The organism is Pseudoxanthomonas sp. SL93 (assembly GCF_026625825.1).
Taxonomy (GTDB): domain Bacteria; phylum Pseudomonadota; class Gammaproteobacteria; order Xanthomonadales; family Xanthomonadaceae; genus Pseudoxanthomonas_A.
Window position 1 is genome coordinate 3,069,001 of the sequence record NZ_CP113065.1, and the last position, 19,407, is coordinate 3,088,407.

At 66.4% G+C, this 19,407-nt stretch carries 15 protein-coding genes; 7 read left to right on the forward strand and 8 right to left on the reverse strand.

Annotation, left to right across the window (positions count from 1 at the left end; all coding sequences use genetic code 11):
* Positions 1–42: 42 nt before the first annotated feature.
* Genes OVA13_RS14390 through OVA13_RS14400 form a run of 3 tightly spaced genes read right to left on the reverse strand, consistent with a single transcriptional unit; the run spans position 43 to position 3,439 of the window.
* A complete protein-coding gene (locus tag OVA13_RS14390) occupies positions 43–891 on the reverse strand; it encodes a MurR/RpiR family transcriptional regulator (protein WP_267791150.1) in 849 nt (282 codons plus the stop codon).
* Positions 892–906: 15 nt separating this feature from the next.
* Positions 907–2,004, reverse strand: coding sequence for a dipeptide epimerase (locus tag OVA13_RS14395; RefSeq protein ID WP_267791151.1), 1,098 nt, complete (start codon positions 2,002–2,004; stop codon positions 907–909).
* Positions 2,005–2,011: 7 nt separating this feature from the next.
* Positions 2,012–3,439 (reverse strand): C40 family peptidase, encoded by a 1,428-nt coding sequence (locus OVA13_RS14400; protein ID WP_267791152.1) that lies wholly within the window; start codon positions 3,437–3,439, stop codon positions 2,012–2,014.
* 278 nt (positions 3,440–3,717) lie between these two features.
* Here OVA13_RS14400 and OVA13_RS14405 point away from each other — a divergent pair, with 278 nt between their 5' ends.
* From OVA13_RS14405 to OVA13_RS14435, 7 genes are all read left to right on the forward strand, one after another.
* Positions 3,718–5,139, forward strand: coding sequence for a transglutaminase domain-containing protein (locus OVA13_RS14405; RefSeq protein ID WP_267791153.1), 1,422 nt, complete (start codon positions 3,718–3,720; stop codon positions 5,137–5,139).
* 46 nt (positions 5,140–5,185) lie between these two features.
* Positions 5,186–8,221: a TonB-dependent receptor gene (locus OVA13_RS14410; protein WP_267791154.1), complete on the forward strand. Its 3,036-nt coding sequence runs from the start codon at positions 5,186–5,188 to the stop codon at positions 8,219–8,221.
* Between the two features lie 193 nt (positions 8,222–8,414).
* Positions 8,415–9,239, forward strand: coding sequence for an N-acetylmuramoyl-L-alanine amidase (locus tag OVA13_RS14415; RefSeq protein ID WP_267791155.1), 825 nt, complete (start codon positions 8,415–8,417; stop codon positions 9,237–9,239).
* 336 nt (positions 9,240–9,575) lie between these two features.
* Positions 9,576–12,500, forward strand: a complete 2,925-nt coding sequence (locus tag OVA13_RS14420) for a TonB-dependent receptor domain-containing protein (protein ID WP_267791156.1) — start codon at positions 9,576–9,578, stop codon at positions 12,498–12,500.
* Between the two features lie 94 nt (positions 12,501–12,594).
* A complete protein-coding gene (locus OVA13_RS14425) occupies positions 12,595–14,214 on the forward strand; it encodes a serine hydrolase (protein ID WP_267791157.1) in 1,620 nt (539 codons plus the stop codon).
* 1 nt (position 14,215) lies between these two features.
* A complete protein-coding gene (locus OVA13_RS14430) occupies positions 14,216–14,926 on the forward strand; it encodes a M15 family metallopeptidase (RefSeq protein WP_267791158.1) in 711 nt (236 codons plus the stop codon).
* Positions 14,923–16,188, forward strand: coding sequence for an NAD(P)/FAD-dependent oxidoreductase (locus OVA13_RS14435; RefSeq protein WP_267791159.1), 1,266 nt, complete (start codon positions 14,923–14,925; stop codon positions 16,186–16,188). The genes OVA13_RS14430 and OVA13_RS14435 overlap by 4 nt, the downstream gene beginning before the upstream one ends.
* 15 nt (positions 16,189–16,203) lie before the next feature.
* On the opposite strand, the gene OVA13_RS14440 is transcribed toward OVA13_RS14435, so the two are convergent.
* From OVA13_RS14440 to OVA13_RS14460, 5 genes are all read right to left on the reverse strand, one after another.
* On the reverse strand, positions 16,204–16,344 hold the full coding sequence (locus tag OVA13_RS14440; protein ID WP_267791160.1) for a hypothetical protein: 141 nt from the start codon (positions 16,342–16,344) through the stop codon (positions 16,204–16,206).
* Positions 16,345–16,440: 96 nt separating this feature from the next.
* The gene (locus OVA13_RS14445; protein WP_267791161.1) at positions 16,441–17,286 is read right to left on the reverse strand and encodes a helix-turn-helix transcriptional regulator; all 846 of its coding nucleotides are present in this window, start codon (positions 17,284–17,286) and stop codon (positions 16,441–16,443) included.
* A gap of 19 nt (positions 17,287–17,305) precedes the next feature.
* On the reverse strand, positions 17,306–17,785 hold the full coding sequence (trmL, locus tag OVA13_RS14450; RefSeq protein WP_267791162.1) for a tRNA (uridine(34)/cytosine(34)/5-carboxymethylaminomethyluridine(34)-2'-O)-methyltransferase TrmL: 480 nt from the start codon (positions 17,783–17,785) through the stop codon (positions 17,306–17,308).
* Between the two features lie 104 nt (positions 17,786–17,889).
* Complete coding sequence (locus OVA13_RS14455; RefSeq protein WP_267791163.1) at positions 17,890–18,267, reverse strand: hypothetical protein; 378 nt, start codon at positions 18,265–18,267, stop codon at positions 17,890–17,892.
* Between the two features lie 397 nt (positions 18,268–18,664).
* On the reverse strand, positions 18,665–19,369 hold the full coding sequence (locus OVA13_RS14460; protein WP_267791164.1) for an SDR family oxidoreductase: 705 nt from the start codon (positions 19,367–19,369) through the stop codon (positions 18,665–18,667).
* Positions 19,370–19,407: the final 38 nt, after the last annotated feature.

Below are 19,407 nucleotides of genomic sequence, written 5' to 3' on the forward strand. Positions count from 1 at the left end.
ATGGTGGGTGGCAGCGGCGCGCCTGCGCACCGCGGGTGCAGCTCAGGAATGGATCATGTGCTGCATGCGCTCGAGATTGAGATCGAACTGCTCGCGCCGGCCCGTGCTGCGATGGCAGAGCAGCACGAACACCAGATCAAGCAGCGTCTGCAGCGCGGCGCGGTATAGCACCTGCTCCACATGCGGCCGCGCATCGTGCGCGGACACCAGCAGCGTGGCATCGGCGTGCGCGCGCAGCGGGTTGGCGGTATGCCGGGTCACCGAGACCACCCGGCCACGGAAATCCTGGAACTGCCGGCTGATCTGCGACAGCTGCGGCAGCGTGCCGTGCTCGGAGAACACGAGCAGCACGTCGTCCGCCTGCACGGCGGACATGCCGGCCATCATCAGCACCGGGTCCGCATGATGCACCGTCACCATGCCGAGCAGCGACAGCTTGAGCGCGAACTCGCGCGCATACAGGGCGTCCTCGCCCAGGCCGCAGACGTAGACCTTGCCGGCCCTGTCCAGCCGGTCGGCGATGCCTTCGAGCGATTCGCGCGGATTGATCAGGCGCGTCTCTTCGTCCGCCTCGGCCTTGCTGCGGCGGAGCTGTTCCGAGAGCTGGGCGAAATCGTCCTGCGCCACCGGTGCCACCGGTGCCGCGTCCTCGGCCACGCCGTTGCGGGCAACCGCGGCGCCCACCGAATACTTCAGGTCCGGGTAGCCCTTGAAGCCGAACTTCTGCGCGAACTTGACCACGCTGGACTGGCTGATGCCCAGTGCGTTGGCGAGCTGCTGCGACGAGTAGTCGCGCAGCAGGTGCGAATTCTCCAGGATGAAATCCGCGATGCGGCGTTCGATGGCCGACATCTGGTCGCGTTCGGATCGGATTTTCACCAGGGGCGGCATCGGGATGACTTTACCTCAGCCGGGGATCAGTTCCAGCCCGCGGATCTCGCGGATGCCCAGGCCGGGGGCATCGGTGATGGAAATCTCCGATTCGTTGAACACCACCCCGCCCTCGACCGGGTTGAACTGGCACAGCGAAGGGCCGTCCAGGTCCACTTTGGTGATGACGTTGGCCTTGGCCACCGCCACGTGCACGGCCGCGGCCACGCTGATGCTGGTCTCGATCATGCAGCCGATCATGCAATCGACGCCGTAGACGGACGCAATGTCGGCGATGCGGATGGCGTTGGAGATGCCGCCGGTCTTCATCAGCTTGATGTTGATGATGTCGGCTGCGCGCATCCTGATCAGGTCGATGACCTCGGCCGGGCCGAAGACGCTTTCATCCGCCATCACCGGCGTGTGCACCCGGTCGGTGACGTACTTCAGGCCTTCGATGTCGCGCGCCTTGACCGGTTGCTCCAGCAGTTCCAGCACCACGCCGGCTTCCTCGAGGTGCTGCATGGCGAACACGGCCTGCTTGGCGGTCCATCCCTGGTTGGCATCCAGGCGCAGCAGCGCACGGCCTTCGACGGCGGAATAGATCGCCTTCACCCGCTCGATGTCCAGCCCGATGTCCTTGCCGACCTTGATCTTCAGCGACTCGAAACCGCGCTCCACCGCGCTGATCGAATCCGCCACCATCTTGTCGATGTAGTCCACGCTGATGGTGATGTCGGTGGTGATGACGGGGTCGCCGCCGCCCAGCATCTTGTACAGCGGCGCATCGTACAGCTGGCCGAACAGGTCGTAGACGGCGATCTCGACCGCCGCCTTCGCGCTGGTGTTGCGCTCCAGCGCGGTCTGGATGAGTTGCGTGATGTGGTTGAGGTTGGCGATTTCCTGGCCGACCAGCCGCGGGCGGATGAACCGGCTGATCGCTTCGATGATGGAGCCGTGCGTGTCGCCGGTGATCACCGCGGTGGCCGGGGCCTCGCCGTAGCCGACATGGCCGGTATCGGTGTGCACGAGCACCACGATGTCCTCCACCGTGTCGACGGTGCGCAACGCGGTCTTGAACGGTGTCTTCAGCGGCACGCGCAGCATGCCGAAGCGGATGTCGGTGATCTTCATAAGGTCCTTAGGGACGGATTCTCTGGATGCTGGTGATGCGGTCGATGGTGGGCTGCTCGCTGTTGAACATCAGCGGCTCCAGCGGCGTCACCGCGACCGAATTGAGGCGCGCGCGCACCAGCTTGCCCCCGGCATCGCGGTAGGTGATGCCGGTGGTGTCGTGGATCATGTAGGTGGTGCCGTTCTCCTGGCCGATCACCATCATCACGTGGCCGGGGATGTACACCAGGTCGCCGACCTGCAGCGTGCGGAGCACGGCCATGCGCTGTTCACGGGTGTCCTCCGGATTGAAGGCGATGCGGTTCAGCGCCGGGCTGACCGCCTGGTCGCTGGTGTTGCGCGGCAGGGTGACGCCGAAGCTGCGATAGACCTCGGAGACGAAACCGCTGCAGTCGCGCGTGTTGTAGCTGTGGCCCCAGCCGTAACGTTCGCCGAGGAACTTGAAGCTCTGCCGCAGCAGCTGCGTCGGCGTCAGCGGCAGGTAATCGGTGGCCACGTCCGCGGTGCGGGGCAACAGCGCGGGCAACAAGGCGAGGGTGCCGTCCTCGCGTCGTACCGGCAGCTCGATGACGTACGAGGTATAGGGATGCTGGCCGTTGACGGGCGCGTCCGCCGGCCAGTCGGCCAGCAGCGGCACGCGCACGCCCATGTCCAGCTGCAGTTGCGACAGGCCCGGCTCTTCCGGGTTGTAGACGGTGCGCGCGGTGGCGCCGGTGACGACCAGCGAAGGCGACTTGCTGCCATACGCGAGCACGGTGTCGCGGTTGCCTTCGGCGATGGCGCTGGCTTCGATCCACGCCGCATACAGCGGACTGATCACGAACCGCCACTGCCCGTCGGCGCTGGCATGCAGCACGGCGACCGGCGTGCCGGGGAACAGCGCGCTTTCCTGGAAGCGGTCGATGTCCGTGTCGCCGGCTGTACTGAACACGCGCAGCCGGGTCGGGAAGGTGCGCAGGTCGGCGCGGTGGACGACCAGCCCGAAGCGGGGAGTGACCTGGTCCGGGATGGCAGCGATCGCCGCGTTGTCGATGATCGTGGCCAGCGCCGCCGCTGTCACCGCGGTGCCTTTCACGTCGTAGAGCGTGCGGGTCGGCGGAGACGACAGCTTGCCCACCTGCGCACGCACCTGCTCGCCGGCCAGCGTGGCCGGCAGCGCCGCGACGTCGTGCACCGAACGGTCGCTGGCCTGCAGCCGCTGGTTCTGCGCGGCGATGGCGGCGTCATCCAGGATGACGCGGTCCGGTGCAGGCTGCCGGCCGATCCAGTAGTCCGGCTGGAGGTGGCGGTCTTCCACGCCGATGACCGCATGCGGCGGCACCGACGGTGCCGGCGTCCGCGCGGCGGCATGGCTGGCGACCCCGGCCAGCAGTGCCAGCAGCAGCGCGGTCAGGCGGACGGGAAGCGCCCGCGGGCGTCCACTGCATTCACTCATTTCAGCCTCCCCTTGCGGGATTCCGTGCCCCTGGCATCCGTATGCCAGAACAGATCCCGGTCCCGCCAAGAATATTTACTTCTTATCATGCAAGAATCAAGAATAAATTATTGACCAGTGATTCCGGCCGTGTTACACCAACATGACGGGGCGACTGGGGGTGGTTTGACGTGCAAGCCGACACGGGCCAGCACAGGTGGGCATCGAAGCGTGGGGACCTTGGTCCGCGCGCGCTGCCCCGCTGGCTGGGCCGGACGATGCTTTCGATGGTACTCCTGATGCCCGTCCTGACGACCGCCACCCCGACGACCGACCCGCTGCTGGACCGCGTCATCGCCCAGGTCGACCAGGGCCGTTTCGCCGACGCCCGGCAGGCCATTGCCGAGGCGTTGCGCCAGCCCGCGCTGGATCCTGCGGTGCGCCAGGCGCTGGTCTTCGAACAGGAACGCATGCGCCGCATCCGGCTGGACTTCGGCCTGGACGAGGCACAGGTGCGCGAACGCATCCGCACGCAGGTCCCCGACCTGAGCGATGACGAATTCCGGCGCTGGGACGCCGCCGGCCTGATCGAGCGCATGACCATCGATGGCGAGAAGCGCTACTTCAACCGTTCGGCGTCCAACCTGTTCCGGCTGAGCCCGGAAGCCGCCGCGCGCCGGGCGCCGCCGGTCAAACCCTTCGCGGAGGGCCCGTTCGAAAGCCTGCACCCGCATCACCGCGAGATCGTCGCGGCGTCGCGCGCGCAGCACGCCACCAGCGTCGCACCGCGGCGCCTGCAGGTGACGCAGTCGCTGGTGGTGGAGGCCGACGCGGTTCCGGCCGGCGAAACCGTGCGTGCGTGGATCCCGTACCCGCGCGCGATCGCGGGGCAGCAGGAAGACATCGTGCTGGTCGCCAGCCAGCCGACAGGCGCCCGCCTCGCGCCGGAAACCGCGCTGCAGCGCACCGCCTATCTCGAGAAACCCGCGCGTGCGGGTGAGCCCACCGCGTTCTCGGTGACCTACGAGATGACCGTCTACGCGCGTCATTTCGACATCGACCCGGAAAAGGTGGTGCCGGCCATCATCACCCCGGAGCTGGCGCCTTTCGTGGCCGAACGTGCACCGCATGTCGTCTACACCGACGCGCTGCGCAGGTTCAACGCCCAGGTGGTGGGCGGGGAGACGCATCCGTATCGCATCGCGCAGAAGCTGTTCGCGGCGGTGGACCGCATCCCCTGGGCGGGGGCGCGCGAGTATTCGACCCTCTCCAACATCAGCGACTACGCGCTGCACGCCGGGCATGCCGACTGCGGCCAGCAGACCCTGCTGCTGATGACCCTGCTGCGCATGAACGGCATTCCCGCGCGCTGGCAGTCGGGGTGGGTGTACTCCGATGAGGCCGTCGGCTACGACAACATGCACGACTGGGGTTGGCTGTACCTGGCCCCGTACGGCTGGGTGCCGATGGACGTCACGACCGGCCAGCTCGCTTCCGACGATCCGGCGCTGAAGTGGTTCTACCTCGGCGGCCTGGATGCGTACCGGATCGCCTTCAACGACGACTATTCGCGTGAATTCGTGCCCGCCAAGCAGCATGTCCGTTCCGAAACGGTGGACCTGCAACGCGGTGAAGCGGAGTGGAGCGGGGGCAACCTCTACTTTGACCAATGGGACTACAGCTTCGACTGGAAGATGCTGCCGATGAAGAGCAGCGACTGAACACCGGGCGGGAATCAACCAACACCTTCAGCAGGAGAGAGCGGGGATGAACGGTAGAGTTTTACGGAAAGCGGCGCTGTGCATGGCGCTGGGTGCGTGCCTGGGTTCGATGGCGCCGCTGGCCATGGCGCAGAGCGCCACCGGTGCGGTGGCGGGTCGCGCCAGCGCGGGCGACCAGATCATGGTCGTCAACAAGGCCACGGGCGCCAGCCGTACGGCGACGGTCGGTGCGGATGGCGTCTATCGCCTGACCCAGCTGCCGGTCGGTGACTACGAGCTGCGGGTGGTGCGGGGTGGGCAGCCGGTAGGCCAGAGCGTCACCGTCAACGTGGCGCTGGGCGGCACCACGGCGGTGAACCTTGGTGCCGAGGGCAACCTGGTCAATCTGGATGCGGTGGAAGTGGTGGGTTCGCGCGTCGTCAATCGCGTGGACGTGTACTCCACCGAAGTGGCCACCAACATCAACCGCGAGGAGATCGCGCGCCTGCCGATCGACCAGAGCCTGACCTCGGTCGCCCTGGTCGCGCCGGGCGTGGTCGGCGGCAACTCGTCGTTCGGTGGCATTTCGTTCGGCGGCTCGTCGGTCGCCGAGAACTCGGTCTTCATCAACGGACTGAACGTCACCGACTTCTACCGGCGCCAGAGCTTTTCCACCGCGCCGTTCGACTTCTTCCAGGAGTTCCAGGTCAAGACCGGTGGATACTCGGTGGAGTTCGGGCGTGCCACCGGCGGTGTCATCAACGCGGTCACACGCCGTGGCAGCAACGAGCTCGATGGAGGCGTGACTTTCACCTTCGAACCCTCGGCGTGGGAGTCCAGCGCCGACGATCATGAATTCACCGATGTGAGCGCCACGGGTGTCCCCTCGCCGGTCTACTATCGCGCCAGCCGCGACCGGTCCAGCTTCACGAAGGCCAATGTCTGGGCCTCCGGCGCGCTGGTACAGGACCGGTTGTTCCTGTTCGCCATGTATGAGCAACGCGAGACTGACGCCCGTTACACGAGCACCAATGGCGCGATCTGGAACACGGCCGAGAATGGCGACGGCTTCTGGGGCGCCAAGCTCGACTGGAACATCACCGACAACCACATGCTGGAGTTGCTGGCGTTCTCCGACGAAACGGAAACGCTCTCTGATGCGTATTCGTACAACTGGAACGATGCGGTCATCAACAGCTACATCGGCGGCAACACCGTCGAGGGCGGAGGAAACAGCGGCTCGCTTACCTACACGGGCCACTTCGGTGAGAACTTCACCGCCAAGGCCATGTACGGCATCAACGAGAGCAAGGCGATCACTTTCTCGTCCGCCGATCCGCTGTGCTCGCAGGTCATCATCGATTCCAGCTACAACGCGACCTACAACGCGATGGGGCGCCCCGCGGTGAGTTGCCATCCGAGCACCAGTTCGTCGGTCGTGGACCACAATGACGAACGCAAGGTCGGCCGCCTGGACTTCGAATGGACGCTCGGTGACCACCTGCTGCGCTTCGGCGTGGACAGTGAAGAGATGACCACCGACCGCACGACCTTCTATCCGGGTCCCGAGGGAACGCGTTACACCGTGTACTCGCGCGCCCCGGGCTCACCACTGGACAACGGGGCGACGGTGCCTGCCGGCGTCAATGCCATCGTCATGGGTCGCAGGCGCGCCGACGGCGGCACGTTCGAAACCACCGCGAACGCCTTGTACGTGGAAGACACCTGGAACATCACGCCCAGCCTGATGCTGAACCTGGGCCTGCGCGTGGACGCATTCGAGAACAAGACCGCCGCCGGTGGCAGCTTCATCAAGATGGACGACCTGGTGTCGCCGCGCGTGGGCTTTTCCTGGGACATGAAGGATGATGGCAGGATGAAGCTGTTCGGCAATGCCGGCCGCTACTACCTGCCCGTCACCAACAACATCAACTACACCTTCGCCGGTGGCCTCACCGACGAGTACACGTACTGGGCACTGGGCGGCTGGACGCCTGCCACCAACCCGGTGACCGGCGCGTCGTACATGGCACCGGTGCTGGGCGCCCAGATCGGCCCGGTGGACGACGACATGAACATCACCGTCGGCGACCTGCGCCAGAGCGTGGACCGCGACCTGGATGCGGTGTACCAGGACGAGTTCATCCTCGGCTTCCAGGGCATGCTCAGCCAGACGTGGTCGTGGGGCATCAACGGCACCTACCGCAAGATGGAGAACGCGCTGGACGACGTGCGCATCAACGCCCTGTGCGGCGTACGCCACGGCACCCTGTTCCCGATCGCCAACCCCGGTGAGGACCTGACCTTGTGGGGCACCACCGCGATGGGCTGCGCCCAGGACGGCTGGGTCACCATCGACACCTCCAAGGAAGGCTACATCACGGTCGGCAGCAACCGAATCATCGGTTACAAGGAGCCGCGCCGTACGTACAAGGCGGTGGAACTTCAGATCGACCGTGCGTGGGACGACAAGTGGGCGTTCAATGCGTCGTACCTCTGGTCGAAGCTGGAAGGCAACCACGAAGGCCCGGTCAATTCCGACACCAACTACGGCGACACCGGCATGGTCCAGCACTGGGATCATCCGGCCATCAACGAGCGTTACGGCGTCCTGTTCAACGACCACGAGCACCAGATCAAGCTGCGCGGCAGCTACAAGCTCAACGAGATGTGGACGTTCGGCGGCACCTTCACCGCCCTCTCCGGCGCGCCGATCACCGCACATGGCGTGACCTGGCCGGATGAGAACTTCGCGGTGGGCAGTTTCACCAGCGAGGGCAGCGGCGGCGGCAGCGGCTGGATCTGCGTGTCCAACTGTTCCGGTGTCTGGAACCAGCGCGTGCACGAGTACACCGAACGCGGCGCGTTCGGCCGCATGCCATGGACCTACAACCTGGGCACCAGTGTCACCTGGACCCTGCCGGTGGAAGGCATCGACCTGAAGGCCCGTTTCTCGATCTACAACCTGCTCAACGACCAGGAAGTCATCAACGTGCGGCAACGCTACGAAAGAGGCCCCGGCGACTACAGGACCACCTTCGGCACCGGTACCCGCTGGCAGTCGCCGCGTTATGCGCAACTGGTCGTGAGCTGGAACTTCTGAGTACCTGCTCCTTGCCTGCCCGTGCCGGCAAGGGGCGCCGCTTGCCCCTCCATGGATTTCCCTCCGGCCCGCCCCTGGTGGCGGGCCTTTCTTTTGAATGCATCCCGCAGAAACCGCACGTGCCCGGCGCGGCGACGTGTCCGCAACCTTCATTCGTGGTATCCCTCTCTCCGTCGTTATCCAAGGAGGTCGCATGTCCACACTGCTGCCTGCAACACGCTGGCGCCGTACCGTTCGCGAGGTGTCGCGCGTCGCCGCGGTGCTGGCCATCGTGCTGCTCACGGCGTGTGCCCACACCGGAAAACGCAATCCGCTGGCCACCTGGGTGCCGTCGGACAATTTCAATGAACGCGGCGCCATCCTGATCGTCCTGCATTTCACCGACCAGGAATCCGTGCAGCAGTCACTGGATACCCTGCGCGGCCGCAACAGCGGCGGCCGCGTGAGTTCGCACTACCTGATCGGCAAGGACGGCCATCGTTACCAGCTGGTTTCCGACGACAAGCGCGCCTGGCATGCCGGCGCGGGAAGCTGGGGCAGGATCACCGACGTCAACGCCGCGTCCATCGGCATCGAGATCGACAACGACGGCCACACGCCGTTTCCCGACGCGCAGATCGACAGCCTGATCGTGCTGTTGCGTGACCTCACCGAACGCCTCGACATTCCACCCTCGCAGATCATCGGCCATTCGGATCTCGCACCGGCGCGCAAGGTCGATCCGGGCCCGTTGTTCCCCTGGAAGCGATTGGCCGACGCCGGTTTCGGCATCTGGCCTGCCGCGGATGCCGGCGAACCCCCTGCGGGCTTTGATCCCTGGATGGCCCTGCAGGCGATCGGCTATCCGCTCAAGGACAGGCCGGCGGCCGTGCGCGCGTTCCATCACCGCTTTCGCGGCATCGATACGCACGAACTGGACGCGGAGGATCTGCGCATCCTGCATGCATTGACGCGCACTTCGAATGTGAGTTCGACATCGCCCCTCCGTGCCGACGACGTCAAACAGGATGCTCGGTGAAGAATAATCCGGTCAGTCGATGAGAGTGTGCGGAATAGTTTATTGACTGCCCTGGAGTGCCGTGCTACATCGAATCACAGGGGTGTTGCATGACGGGTGATGCGCGGCTGCGCGGGTGAAGACCGGTGCGGTTTCCGCAGGGACAGGCGGAGTGGATGCAGAAGGTCACGTCGTGCCGGGGATGCATGCATCCGCCCGGAGGATGGCGTGGTGGGTGCGGTGACAGCGTGCGCCGGCAGCGTGAAGCCGGTGGCTGGTACCAACCGCGGGATACAGGGTTCGTTTCCCATCATGACTGTCGCGTGTCGCCATGCTCTTTCATCGAGGAGGTCTCGCATGCCCGTTCGACGTCGTTCCCCCCAGGCCGCCCATCTTGCCGCCGCCATCGTGCTGGGCCTGGCCACGCCGGGCATCGCATCCGCCCAGGCCGATGCACCCGCCGCGCTGACGCCGGCGAACGAATCCGTCTCGCGCACGCTGGACACCGTCTCGGTCACCGGCTCACGCATCAAGCGCACGGACATCGAGACGCAGCTGCCGATCACCGTGTTCAAGAAGGAGCAGATCGACGCGCTGGGCATCACGTCGGCAGAACAGCTGCTGATGCACATGAACATCGCCGGCAATTCGTCCGACAACCTCGCCAGCAACGGCGGCATCGTGTCGGAGGAACAGCGCGGCAACAACGGCGTGTCCGGCGCGAACCTGCGTGGCCAGGGCGCCGATGCCACGCTGGTGCTGCTGAACGGCCGTCGCGTCGCCACGCACGGCCTGAAAGGGCGCGCGGTGGACCTGAACTCCATTCCGTTCGCGGCCATCGATCGCGTCGAGGTACTGCGTGACGGCGCATCGGCCGTCTACGGTACGGACGCCATCGGTGGCGTGATCAACTTCATCACCAAGACCGACTACACCGGCGTGGAAGCCTCGGCCTTCGCCGATGTCACCGAAGCCGGCGGCGGCAACATCTACCGCGCCAACCTGCTGGCCGGCTGGGGTGACCTGGATGTGGACCGGTGGAATGTCTTCGGTACCGTGACGTTCAAGAAGAACGAGGTGCTGCGGGGCACCGACCGCGATTTCTCCAACACCTTCCAGGCCAGCCGCGGGCTGTCGCCGGATACGCGCGGCACGCCATTCGCCACGGTCTTCAGCCTGGGCACGACGGGCGTGGGTGCGAGCAGCCTGATCCGCAACGGCCTGGTCGACCCGGCCGATCCGCCCAGTGCCACGCCGTTGCGGCAGACCGGCATCAACATCCTCGACCTGCCCGGCGGTGCCGGCTGCGAGAACGGCGGCGACATGATGGGGCCGTACGACCATCGCCTGTGGAACGTGCCGGCATCACGGTTCGCGTGCGCCTGGGATTACCCGGCCGCGGCGATCATCCAGCAGCCGCAGGAAAGCGTGGACTTCATCGGCCGTGCGACGTTCAGGATCGCCGACAACCACCGCGTGTTCGTCGAGTTCATGGGCTCCGAGGTCGATGTCGAAAAGACCTTCGAACCCAACCAGATCTCCTCCAGCACGTCCACCGCGACCACCGCGCTGGGCCCCAGCACCTGGTATCCGCTCAACGCGGTGACGCAGGGCACCTACGACATGGTCTACAACGCTCTGGCCGGCTACTTCGGCGCGGGCAACCTGAACTATGGCGCGCCCATTGCCTACCGGTGGCGCTGCATCGCGTGCGGTCCGCGACGGATCGAGACGAACACCACCTCGTACCGGTTGCTGACCGCATTCGAAGGCGCGCTCGGCACCTGGGACTACAACGTGGGCCTGTCGCGGGCATCCAGCAAATCCGATTCCACCCTGCGCGGCGGTTTCCATTACACCGATGCCCTGCGCACGGCACTGGGAAGCGGGCTGATCAATCCCTTCCTGATGCCTGGCCAGAGCCAGAGCCCGGAGGCCATGGCCGCGCTGGAAGCGGCGTCGGCCACCGGCGTGATGCTGTACGGCGGAGAATCGATCATGACCCAGATCGATGCCACGTTCTCCGGCAGCCTGGGTTTCTCGCTGCCGGGTGGCGAGGTGCTGGCCGCGACCGGCTTCGACCTGCGGCGCGAGGAGTTCAAGTTCGACGGAGACTCGCGCGTGGACAAGCGGCCCATCTTCAATGCGCCGTTCGACGAATCCAACATCCTGCAGGACGTCAGCCGCGACATCAAAGCCGTGTTCGCGGAAGTCTACCTGCCCATCCTCGACAACCTGGACGTCACGCTGGCCGGTCGCTACGACGAATACGACGGCTTCGGCAGCACCACCAATCCCAAGGTGTCCTTCAGCTACCAGCCGATCGAGGCATTGCTGTTCCGCGGCGCGTACAGCACGGGTTTCAAGGTGCCTTCGTTCAACCAGCTGTTCAACGGCGTGACCGAGACGCAGTACACCGGCCTGGACCTGGCGGACCCCGCCACCTGTCCCAGCGGCGTCGCGAATGCCGCCGTGCCGGGCTGCGAGGCGATCCGCCCGGTGATCCTGACCGGCGGCAAGGAAGACCTGGAGCCGGAAGAATCCAGGCAGAAGAGCCTGGGTGTGGTGATCGCGCCGGTGGACTGGTTCAACGTCAGCCTCGACTGGTGGGAAATCGAGCGCGAGAACACCATCCGCTCGGCGCCGCAGGAGGTGCTGGTCCAGTACTACGACGTGTTCACCGCCAACTGGATCCGCGACGCCAGTGGCGAAGTGGTCGCGATCGACCGCCGCTACATCAACTCGGGCGGCAGCCTGATGGAAGGCATCGAGCTGGATGCCAACCTGATGGGTGAACTGGCCGGCGGCAACTGGCGCGTCAACCTCAACGGCAGTTACATCGACACCTTCAAGACCAAGGCACTGGAGACGCTGCCGTACACCGACAACCTGGTGGGCGACTACGTCCGCTACTACAACCTGCCGATCAAGTGGAAGCACACGCTGAGCTTCAGCTGGCAGCGTGGCGACTGGGGCCACAGCCTCACCCAGATCTACCGCGACGGCTACAACGACGAACTGCCGGTCAGCGTGCGCAACGGCAGCTATGTGCCGGAAGACTGGAACCCGTCCGTCTCCAGCTACACCACGTACAACTACAGCGTCAGCTACGCAGGCTTCGACAGGATGAAGCTGACGTTCGGCATCAAGAACCTGCTGGACGAGGATCCGCCGTTCACCGCGCACCAGAATGACTATGCCGCCGGCGCCGGTTGGGAAACCCGCATCGCCGACCCACGTGGCCGTGCCTACAGCCTGCTGATGGAATACAGGTTCCACTGACCCGGCGAAACGCCGCGCATGGGCGGGTGGTCCGGCAGGGCCATCCCTCGCTCGGCCTGTTCGCCCATCCCGCCGACACCACCGATACCGAATGATGACCTCCCACGTCGATACCCCTCCCCACCCGCACAGCGGAAGCAGGACCTCCAGGCGCTCCGTCGCCCAACGCGCGTGCGTGCTGCTGGGCGCGTTGCTGTTCGCTGGCCAGGCGTCGGCCGATGACCTGGCGCCGCGCACCGCGATGGATGCGGCGTTCGAGCAGGCGATGGCGCGCTACCAGTTGCCGGGCCTGGCGGTCGGGGTCGTGCAGGACGGGCGCGTGGTGTATTCGCGCACCGCGGGCGAACTCGAGGCCGGCACAGGCCAGCCCATCGATGCCGATACGCTGTTCAAGATCGCATCGAACAGCAAGGCCATGACCGCAGGCGTGCTGGCGCGGCTGGTCGATGCCGGCAAGCTGCGCTGGGACGATCCCGTCACCAGGTACCTGCCGGACTTCCGCATGCACGACCCGTGGGTCACGCAGCAGATGCAGGTGCGCGACCTGCTGATCCACAACAGCGGACTGGGCCTGGGCGCCGGTGACCTGATGCTGTGGCCGGAGCCCAACCGCTTCACGCGGAAGGACATCATCGCCGGGCTTGCGCACCTGAAGCCCACGCACAGCTTCCGTTCGCACTATGCCTACGACAACCTGCTGTACGTGGTCGCCGGCGAAGTCGCCGCGGCCGCGGGCGGCGCACCCTACGATGTCCTGATGAAGCGCGAGCTGTTCCAGCCGCTCGGGCTGAAGCGCTGCCAGGTGGGCGAGTGGAATCGCAGGCAGGTCGGCAATGTCGCGCAGCCGCACATGCGGACAGCGCAGGGCAACCGTGTCATCCGTGAAGATGGCGAGGTGATACCCGACATCACCTCGATGGCGGCCGGGGGCATCCGCTGCAGTCTCAATGACATGCTGACGTGGATGACGATGTGGCTGTCGCCCGACGCCACACCGGCCTGGTTGTCGCCGGCGCAGCGCAAGGCAGTCTGGACGCCGCACATGCCGATGCCCGTCAGCGCGCGCATGCGGGCATGGGACAACAGCCACGTCTCTGCCTATGGCTACGGATGGCGCCTGTCCGACGTGAATGGGGTCTGGAAGGTCGCGCATACCGGCACGCTGGCGGGCATGTACTCCTCGGTGATCCTGCTGCCCGACCAGCGCACCGGCATCGTCATCCTGATCAATGGCGAAGGCGGACAGGCGCGTACCGCACTGGGACAGGTATTGACCGATCGCTTCACCGCGCCGGGCAAGCAGACCTCCATCGACCACTACGCGGCCCTGCTGGAGGCGGAGCGCAGCGCGGAACGCACCGCCAATCCCGCCGCGGATACGTCCGCGCGCAGACCTGCACGGCCTGCGGGCCTGCAGGACAGGCTGGGTCGTTACCGTGACCCCTGGTTCGGCGAGGTATCCATCTGCGCCACGGAGGGGCGCGTGCGCTTCGCTTCCGCGCGCTCACCGATGCTCACGGGCACCGTGATGCAGGTGGGCGAGCGCTGGCTGGTGGACTGGGACGAGGACAGCGTGGATGCCGAGCCGTGGCTGCATTTCGCGGCGGAGACCGGCAACGCAGCGACGCTCACGCTGTCGCACGTCGATCCCGACGCCGACTTCAGCTACGACTATGCCGACCTGGCGTTCACCCGAACGCAGGCGTGTGAATGACATGCGGGTCGCGTGGCTGCTGCCGCTGTTGATGGCATGCATGCTGCCGGCATGCGCCACGTCGCCGCCTTCGGTGCGCGTCTCGCCGGCAGCGACCCCGGCGGAGGCCGGACTGGTGGACATGGCGAGCCTGTCCGCCGACATGCGCTTCGACATCCGCTATGCGGGCAGCCACAACTTCGTCGGCGCGCCGGTGACCGGCTACGACGCTCCCAGATGCCTGTTGCTGAAGCCCGTGGCCGAGGCACTCGCGCGCGTCCAGCAGGACGTGCAAGGCGATGGCCTGGCATTGAAGGTATTCGACTGCTACCGGCCCGTGCGGGCGGTCAGGCACTTCGTGCGCTGGGCGCGCGATGCCGCGGACCAGCGGACCAAGGCCGAGTACTACCCCGTGCTGGACAAGTCGACGCTGCTGGACGGCTACATCGCCGAGACCTCAGGCCACAGCCGTGGCGCCACGCTGGATCTGACACTGGTGCGTTGCGAAGGCGATGCCTGCACCGAACTGGACATGGGCACGGCCTTCGATTTCTTCGATCCGCGCGCCAACACCGCGCATGCCGACCTGTCGCCCGAGCAGAAAGCCAATCGCGCGCGTCTGGTTGAAGCGATGGCGCGTCACGGCTTCCACAATTACCCGATGGAATGGTGGCACTTCACCTTCCGGCCGGAACCTTCCCCCCAGACTGCCTACGACGTCCCGATCCAATGACCTCCTCCCCCTCCGCACGGCCGCCGCTCACCACCGATGTCGCGGTGATCGGCAGCGGCATCGTCGGCCTGTCGACGGCCCACCACCTGCTCGACCGCGGGCTGTCCTGCATGCTGATCGATCCGAAAGGACCGGCCGGCGAGACGTCGTTCGGCAACGCGGGTTCGATCTCGGTCGGCAACGTGATGCCGCAGTCGACGCCGGGCATCGTCGTGAAGGCACTGCGCATGCTGGCCAATCCGCTGGCGCCGCTGAAGCTGGACTGGGGCGTCAGCCCTTCCTACGCGAGCTGGCTGTTGCAGTTCCTGGTGCAGGGACGGCTGCAGCACGTGCTGCGGATCATCGACGCATTGAGTGCCATCAACCGCGCGTCGCGCGAGGCCTGGCTCGATCTCGGCGAGCGCATCCAGGCGCAGGACCTGATCGCGCACACCGGGTACCTGCACGTGTACTCCGAACGGGAGACGTTCGCGAAGGGCGAATGGGAGCGCGGCCTGATGCGCGACCGTGGCGTCGCGTTCGACGTGCTGGACGCCGCCCAGTTGCGCGAGCTGGAGCCGGGCATCGGCGAAGGCTTCCAGCGCGCCGTCTTCCAGCGCGAATCGCTGGCGATGCGCGATCCCGGTGCCTTCTGCAGGCGACTGTTCAACCATCTCAGCGCACGCGGCGCCATGCCGCTGACGGCCAGCGTGTCTGCCATCGCGCGTCGCGACGGCGGTTACCGGGTCGACACCGACCACGGTCCGGTGCACGCCGGCCGCGTGGTGGTGGCGGCGGGCGCGTGGAGCAATGCGCTGCTGCAGCCGTTCGGCCTGAAGGTCCCGGTGATCCCGGCACGCGGCTACCACCTGATGTATCCGCAGGCCGAAGCGGTCGTGCGGCGGCCGACGCTGTGGGCCGAGCGCTACATGGTGGTGTCGCCGATGCAGTCCGGCATCCGCATGACCAGCATCAAGGAGCTGACCGCGCTCGGCCGCGATCCGCACTACCACCTGATCCGCCGGCTCGATCCCGAAGCGCGGAAGCTGTTCCCCGGCATCACCGGCCAGCCGGTGTCGGAGTGGGCCGGCAACCGTCCCTGCACGCCGGATTCGCTGCCCATCATCGACCGGGTGCCGGGCGAGGAGATCTTCGTGGCGACCGGCCACGGCCACCTGGGGTTGACCCAGGGGCCGGTGACCGGCCGCCTGCTCGACCAGTTGATGGCGGGTGCGGCAACGGACATTCCGCTGGCGCCGTATGCGCTGGCGCGCTTCGGCTGAGGAATTCGCCGCGGCTCAGGTCGCGGCGTTGTTCGCTTCGCGCAGTTTCTCCGCGCATTCCTCGCAGCAGACTTCGACGGTGCGACCACCAAGGGTCACCTTGATCGCGTTGCCGTCCAGCGGGTAGTCGCAGGCGGCGCAGGTTTGTTCGGACATGACACGCTCCAGTGGGAAGCCCGGGCTTGGGCAGCCACAGGAGACCATGCGTCCCTGTGCGGCGCTGTCGGAATCTTTAGCGGTTTGCGCACGCGCTCAGGAGGCGCGGAACGTGCTGGGCGAGCGGCCGTAAGCCTGGCGGAACGCGGAAGCGAAATGACTGTGGCTGGAGAAGCCGAGATCGTGCGCCAGCGTGGACACATCCGTCGCGGTGGCGAGCAGGTCCAGCGCGCGGGCCAGCCGCAGCTGCAGCTGGTAGCGGTACAGCGGCATGCCTTCGACCTGGCGGAAGACCTGGGTGAGGTAGACCGGCGAGCCGCCGACCTCCTGCGCGATCTCCGCCAGCGTCCAGCGCCGCCCGGGATCGCTTGCGAGCAGCAGCTTGACCCGGTCAACCAGCCGTTGCCGCCCGCGCGTCGCGCCCGGCACATGCGCGGTGCGCGCGCCCAGGCTGCGCGAGGCCAGCGTCAGGGCAAGGCCTTCGGCTTCCAGCGGTTCGCAGCTGCCGCGCCGCAATGCGTGCCCGAGCAGCGCGACCAGCGCCTGCGTGCGCGCATCGATGCGCAGCGCCTGGTGGCGGAAGGCAACCGCTGCGTCCTTGCGTCGCAACGGCGCCGGCGCGAGTTCATCGAGCAGGGCGTCGGCCAGCTGCAGGACCAGGTTGGCGTCGCCGCCTTCGACGGGATGGCTGACCTGGTAGCCCTCGCCGGCATTGAACAGCAGCACGTGGTTGGCATCCGCCACGGCCTGCGCCTGGCCGACATGCCGCAGGTAGGTGCCGCGGTAGGGGAACACCAGATGCGTCGCGCCGACGCATTCCTCATCGCTGCGGTGCCGGCATTCGCCGCGGCAGCACACGTCACGCACCGACACGGTGGCCGTGTCGAGCAACCGCGCGACATCGAACTGCGAAGCGGAGGGCGGGCGCGCCGGGGAGGCCATGGCGCCAGCCTACGCGCAATCACGCACCGCCGGGAAACCCGGCCTGGCGCCAGACTTCGAACACCACCACGGCGACGGTGTTGGAAAGATTGAGGCTGCGGTTGTCGGGGCGCATCGGCAGGCGCAGGCGCTGGTCCGGCGGCAGCGCATCCAGCACGTCCTGGGGCAGGCCGCGGGTTTCCGGGCCGAACAGGAACGCATCGCCCGGCTGGTAGCGGGGCTGGTCATAGCGCTGGGTGCCGCGCGTGCTGAGTGCGAACACGCGGGAAGGACGCACATGCTGCAGGGCCGCTTCGAGGGAAGCGTGGACCTGCAGCGATGCGTACTCGTGGTAGTCCAGGCCGGCGCGCTTGAGCTGCTTGTCTTCCAGGTCGAAACCGAGCGGTTCGATCAGGTGCAGCCGCGCGCCGGTATTCGCGCAGAGGCGGATGGCATTGCCGGTATTCGGGGGAATTTCCGGCTGGTACAGCAGGACGTCGATGTCCAGGGTGTCGGTCATGGCGCGCATTCTACGCGGCGCTGCGTGACCTGCTGGGCGTGTGGTGCGGTGGAACTCCGGCCGCAGCCGGCTTGCGTGTTACGCGTGTTGCGGTTGCCTGCGTATCAACGCGAAGCCAGCTGGCTGGCCAGCACGCCTGCCTGTACGGCGATCTGCTGCATGTCATCGGCCGAGGGACGCACGGTGACCACCGGCATGTCGACGATGCGGACGGCCTGGTTGGCGACGTAGTACGCCATGTCCTGGGCGGACGGCGTCACCGTGATGGTGGCCAGGTCGACGATCTTGGCGTCCTTGTAGGTGTTGTAGTGGGCCAGGTCGGCCGCATCCGGCGTGACGCTGACGGTCGGCAGGGTGACGATGCGGTCGGCAGACGCGGCGTTGCGGTTGTTGTCGGCGTGGGTGGCGGAGATGACCATGGAGCCGGCGCACAGGGCGAACACGGCGGCGGCGGTCAGCGGGAGGAGGTTCTTGGCGTTCATTGTGATGCCTCTGTAGTGACGTTGTGGGGTGGTGTGGTAGTAAGGTAGTACACCTAGACAGAACGGTCAAGCGAAACCTTTCGTTTCGGTGAGTTGATTCAGGATTCAGTCAGGATTGGTCCGGAACGTCTGTTGTGCTTGTTATACGTAGAGCAGGAACCGTGCCAACTTCAAGTTGTTGATCTAATTGATAAAAATGATTCAGTTGCAGTGTCCGGTGTCCGTGTCGGGTGTCCGTCCGGGGTGCGGTCCTGCACGAAGCAAGACGCCATAGGGGCGGATTTGTGACTACGAACACGCCACATCAGTCCACGCCCGGTCATTTCCGGCCTTGCTGGTTTGGATGCCGTTTAGGCGGCAACGGTTGCAAGGCACGGCGTTGCACCGTGCAGTGGGTTCACCAGGGCAGCGGCTGGCCCAGCCAGTCGAGGAAGACGCCACTGTCTTCCGCGCGCAGGTGATCGATCACCTGCAGCAGCCCGGTCACCGAATCCTGGACGGTCACGGCGGCGTTCGCGCCACCCATGTCGGTCTGGACCCAACCGGGATGCAGGGCCACCACCTTGATGCCACGCGGGGCCAGCGCCTGCGACAGCAGCGACGTGGCCATGTTCTGCGCGGCCTTGCCGATGGCATAGCTGGGGGTGCGGAATTCCTGTCGCAGCGCGATGGAGCCGATCTCGGAGGAAAGGTTGGCCACGGTGCCGCCGTCGGCCAGCTGCGCGGCCAGCGCCTGCACCAGCAGGAACGGACCGGCCGCGTTGGTATGGAAGCTCGCATCCAGGTCGGCCGGACTGATCTGGCCGAACCGCTCGCCGCCGCGCAGCACGCCGGCATTGTTGACCAGCAGGTGCAGTGGTTCGTCGTCGGTGACCAGCGGCAGCTCGCGCGCGAGCTCGGCGCGGCTGCGTGCGTCGGTCACGTCCAGCGGCAGCACGTGCAGTCGCCCGGGGTACTCGCCTGCCAGCAGGTTCAGCGCCACCGCCTTCCCCGGCTGGCGGCAGGTGGCGACCACATGGCAGCGGCGCGCGAGCAGCTGGCGGGTGAACTCCAGTCCCAGGCCGCGATTGGCGCCGGTGACGAGGCAATGCTTCCGGTCCATGGTGTCTCCCTGCAGGGTGGCGGGACAACGGAGGGGCC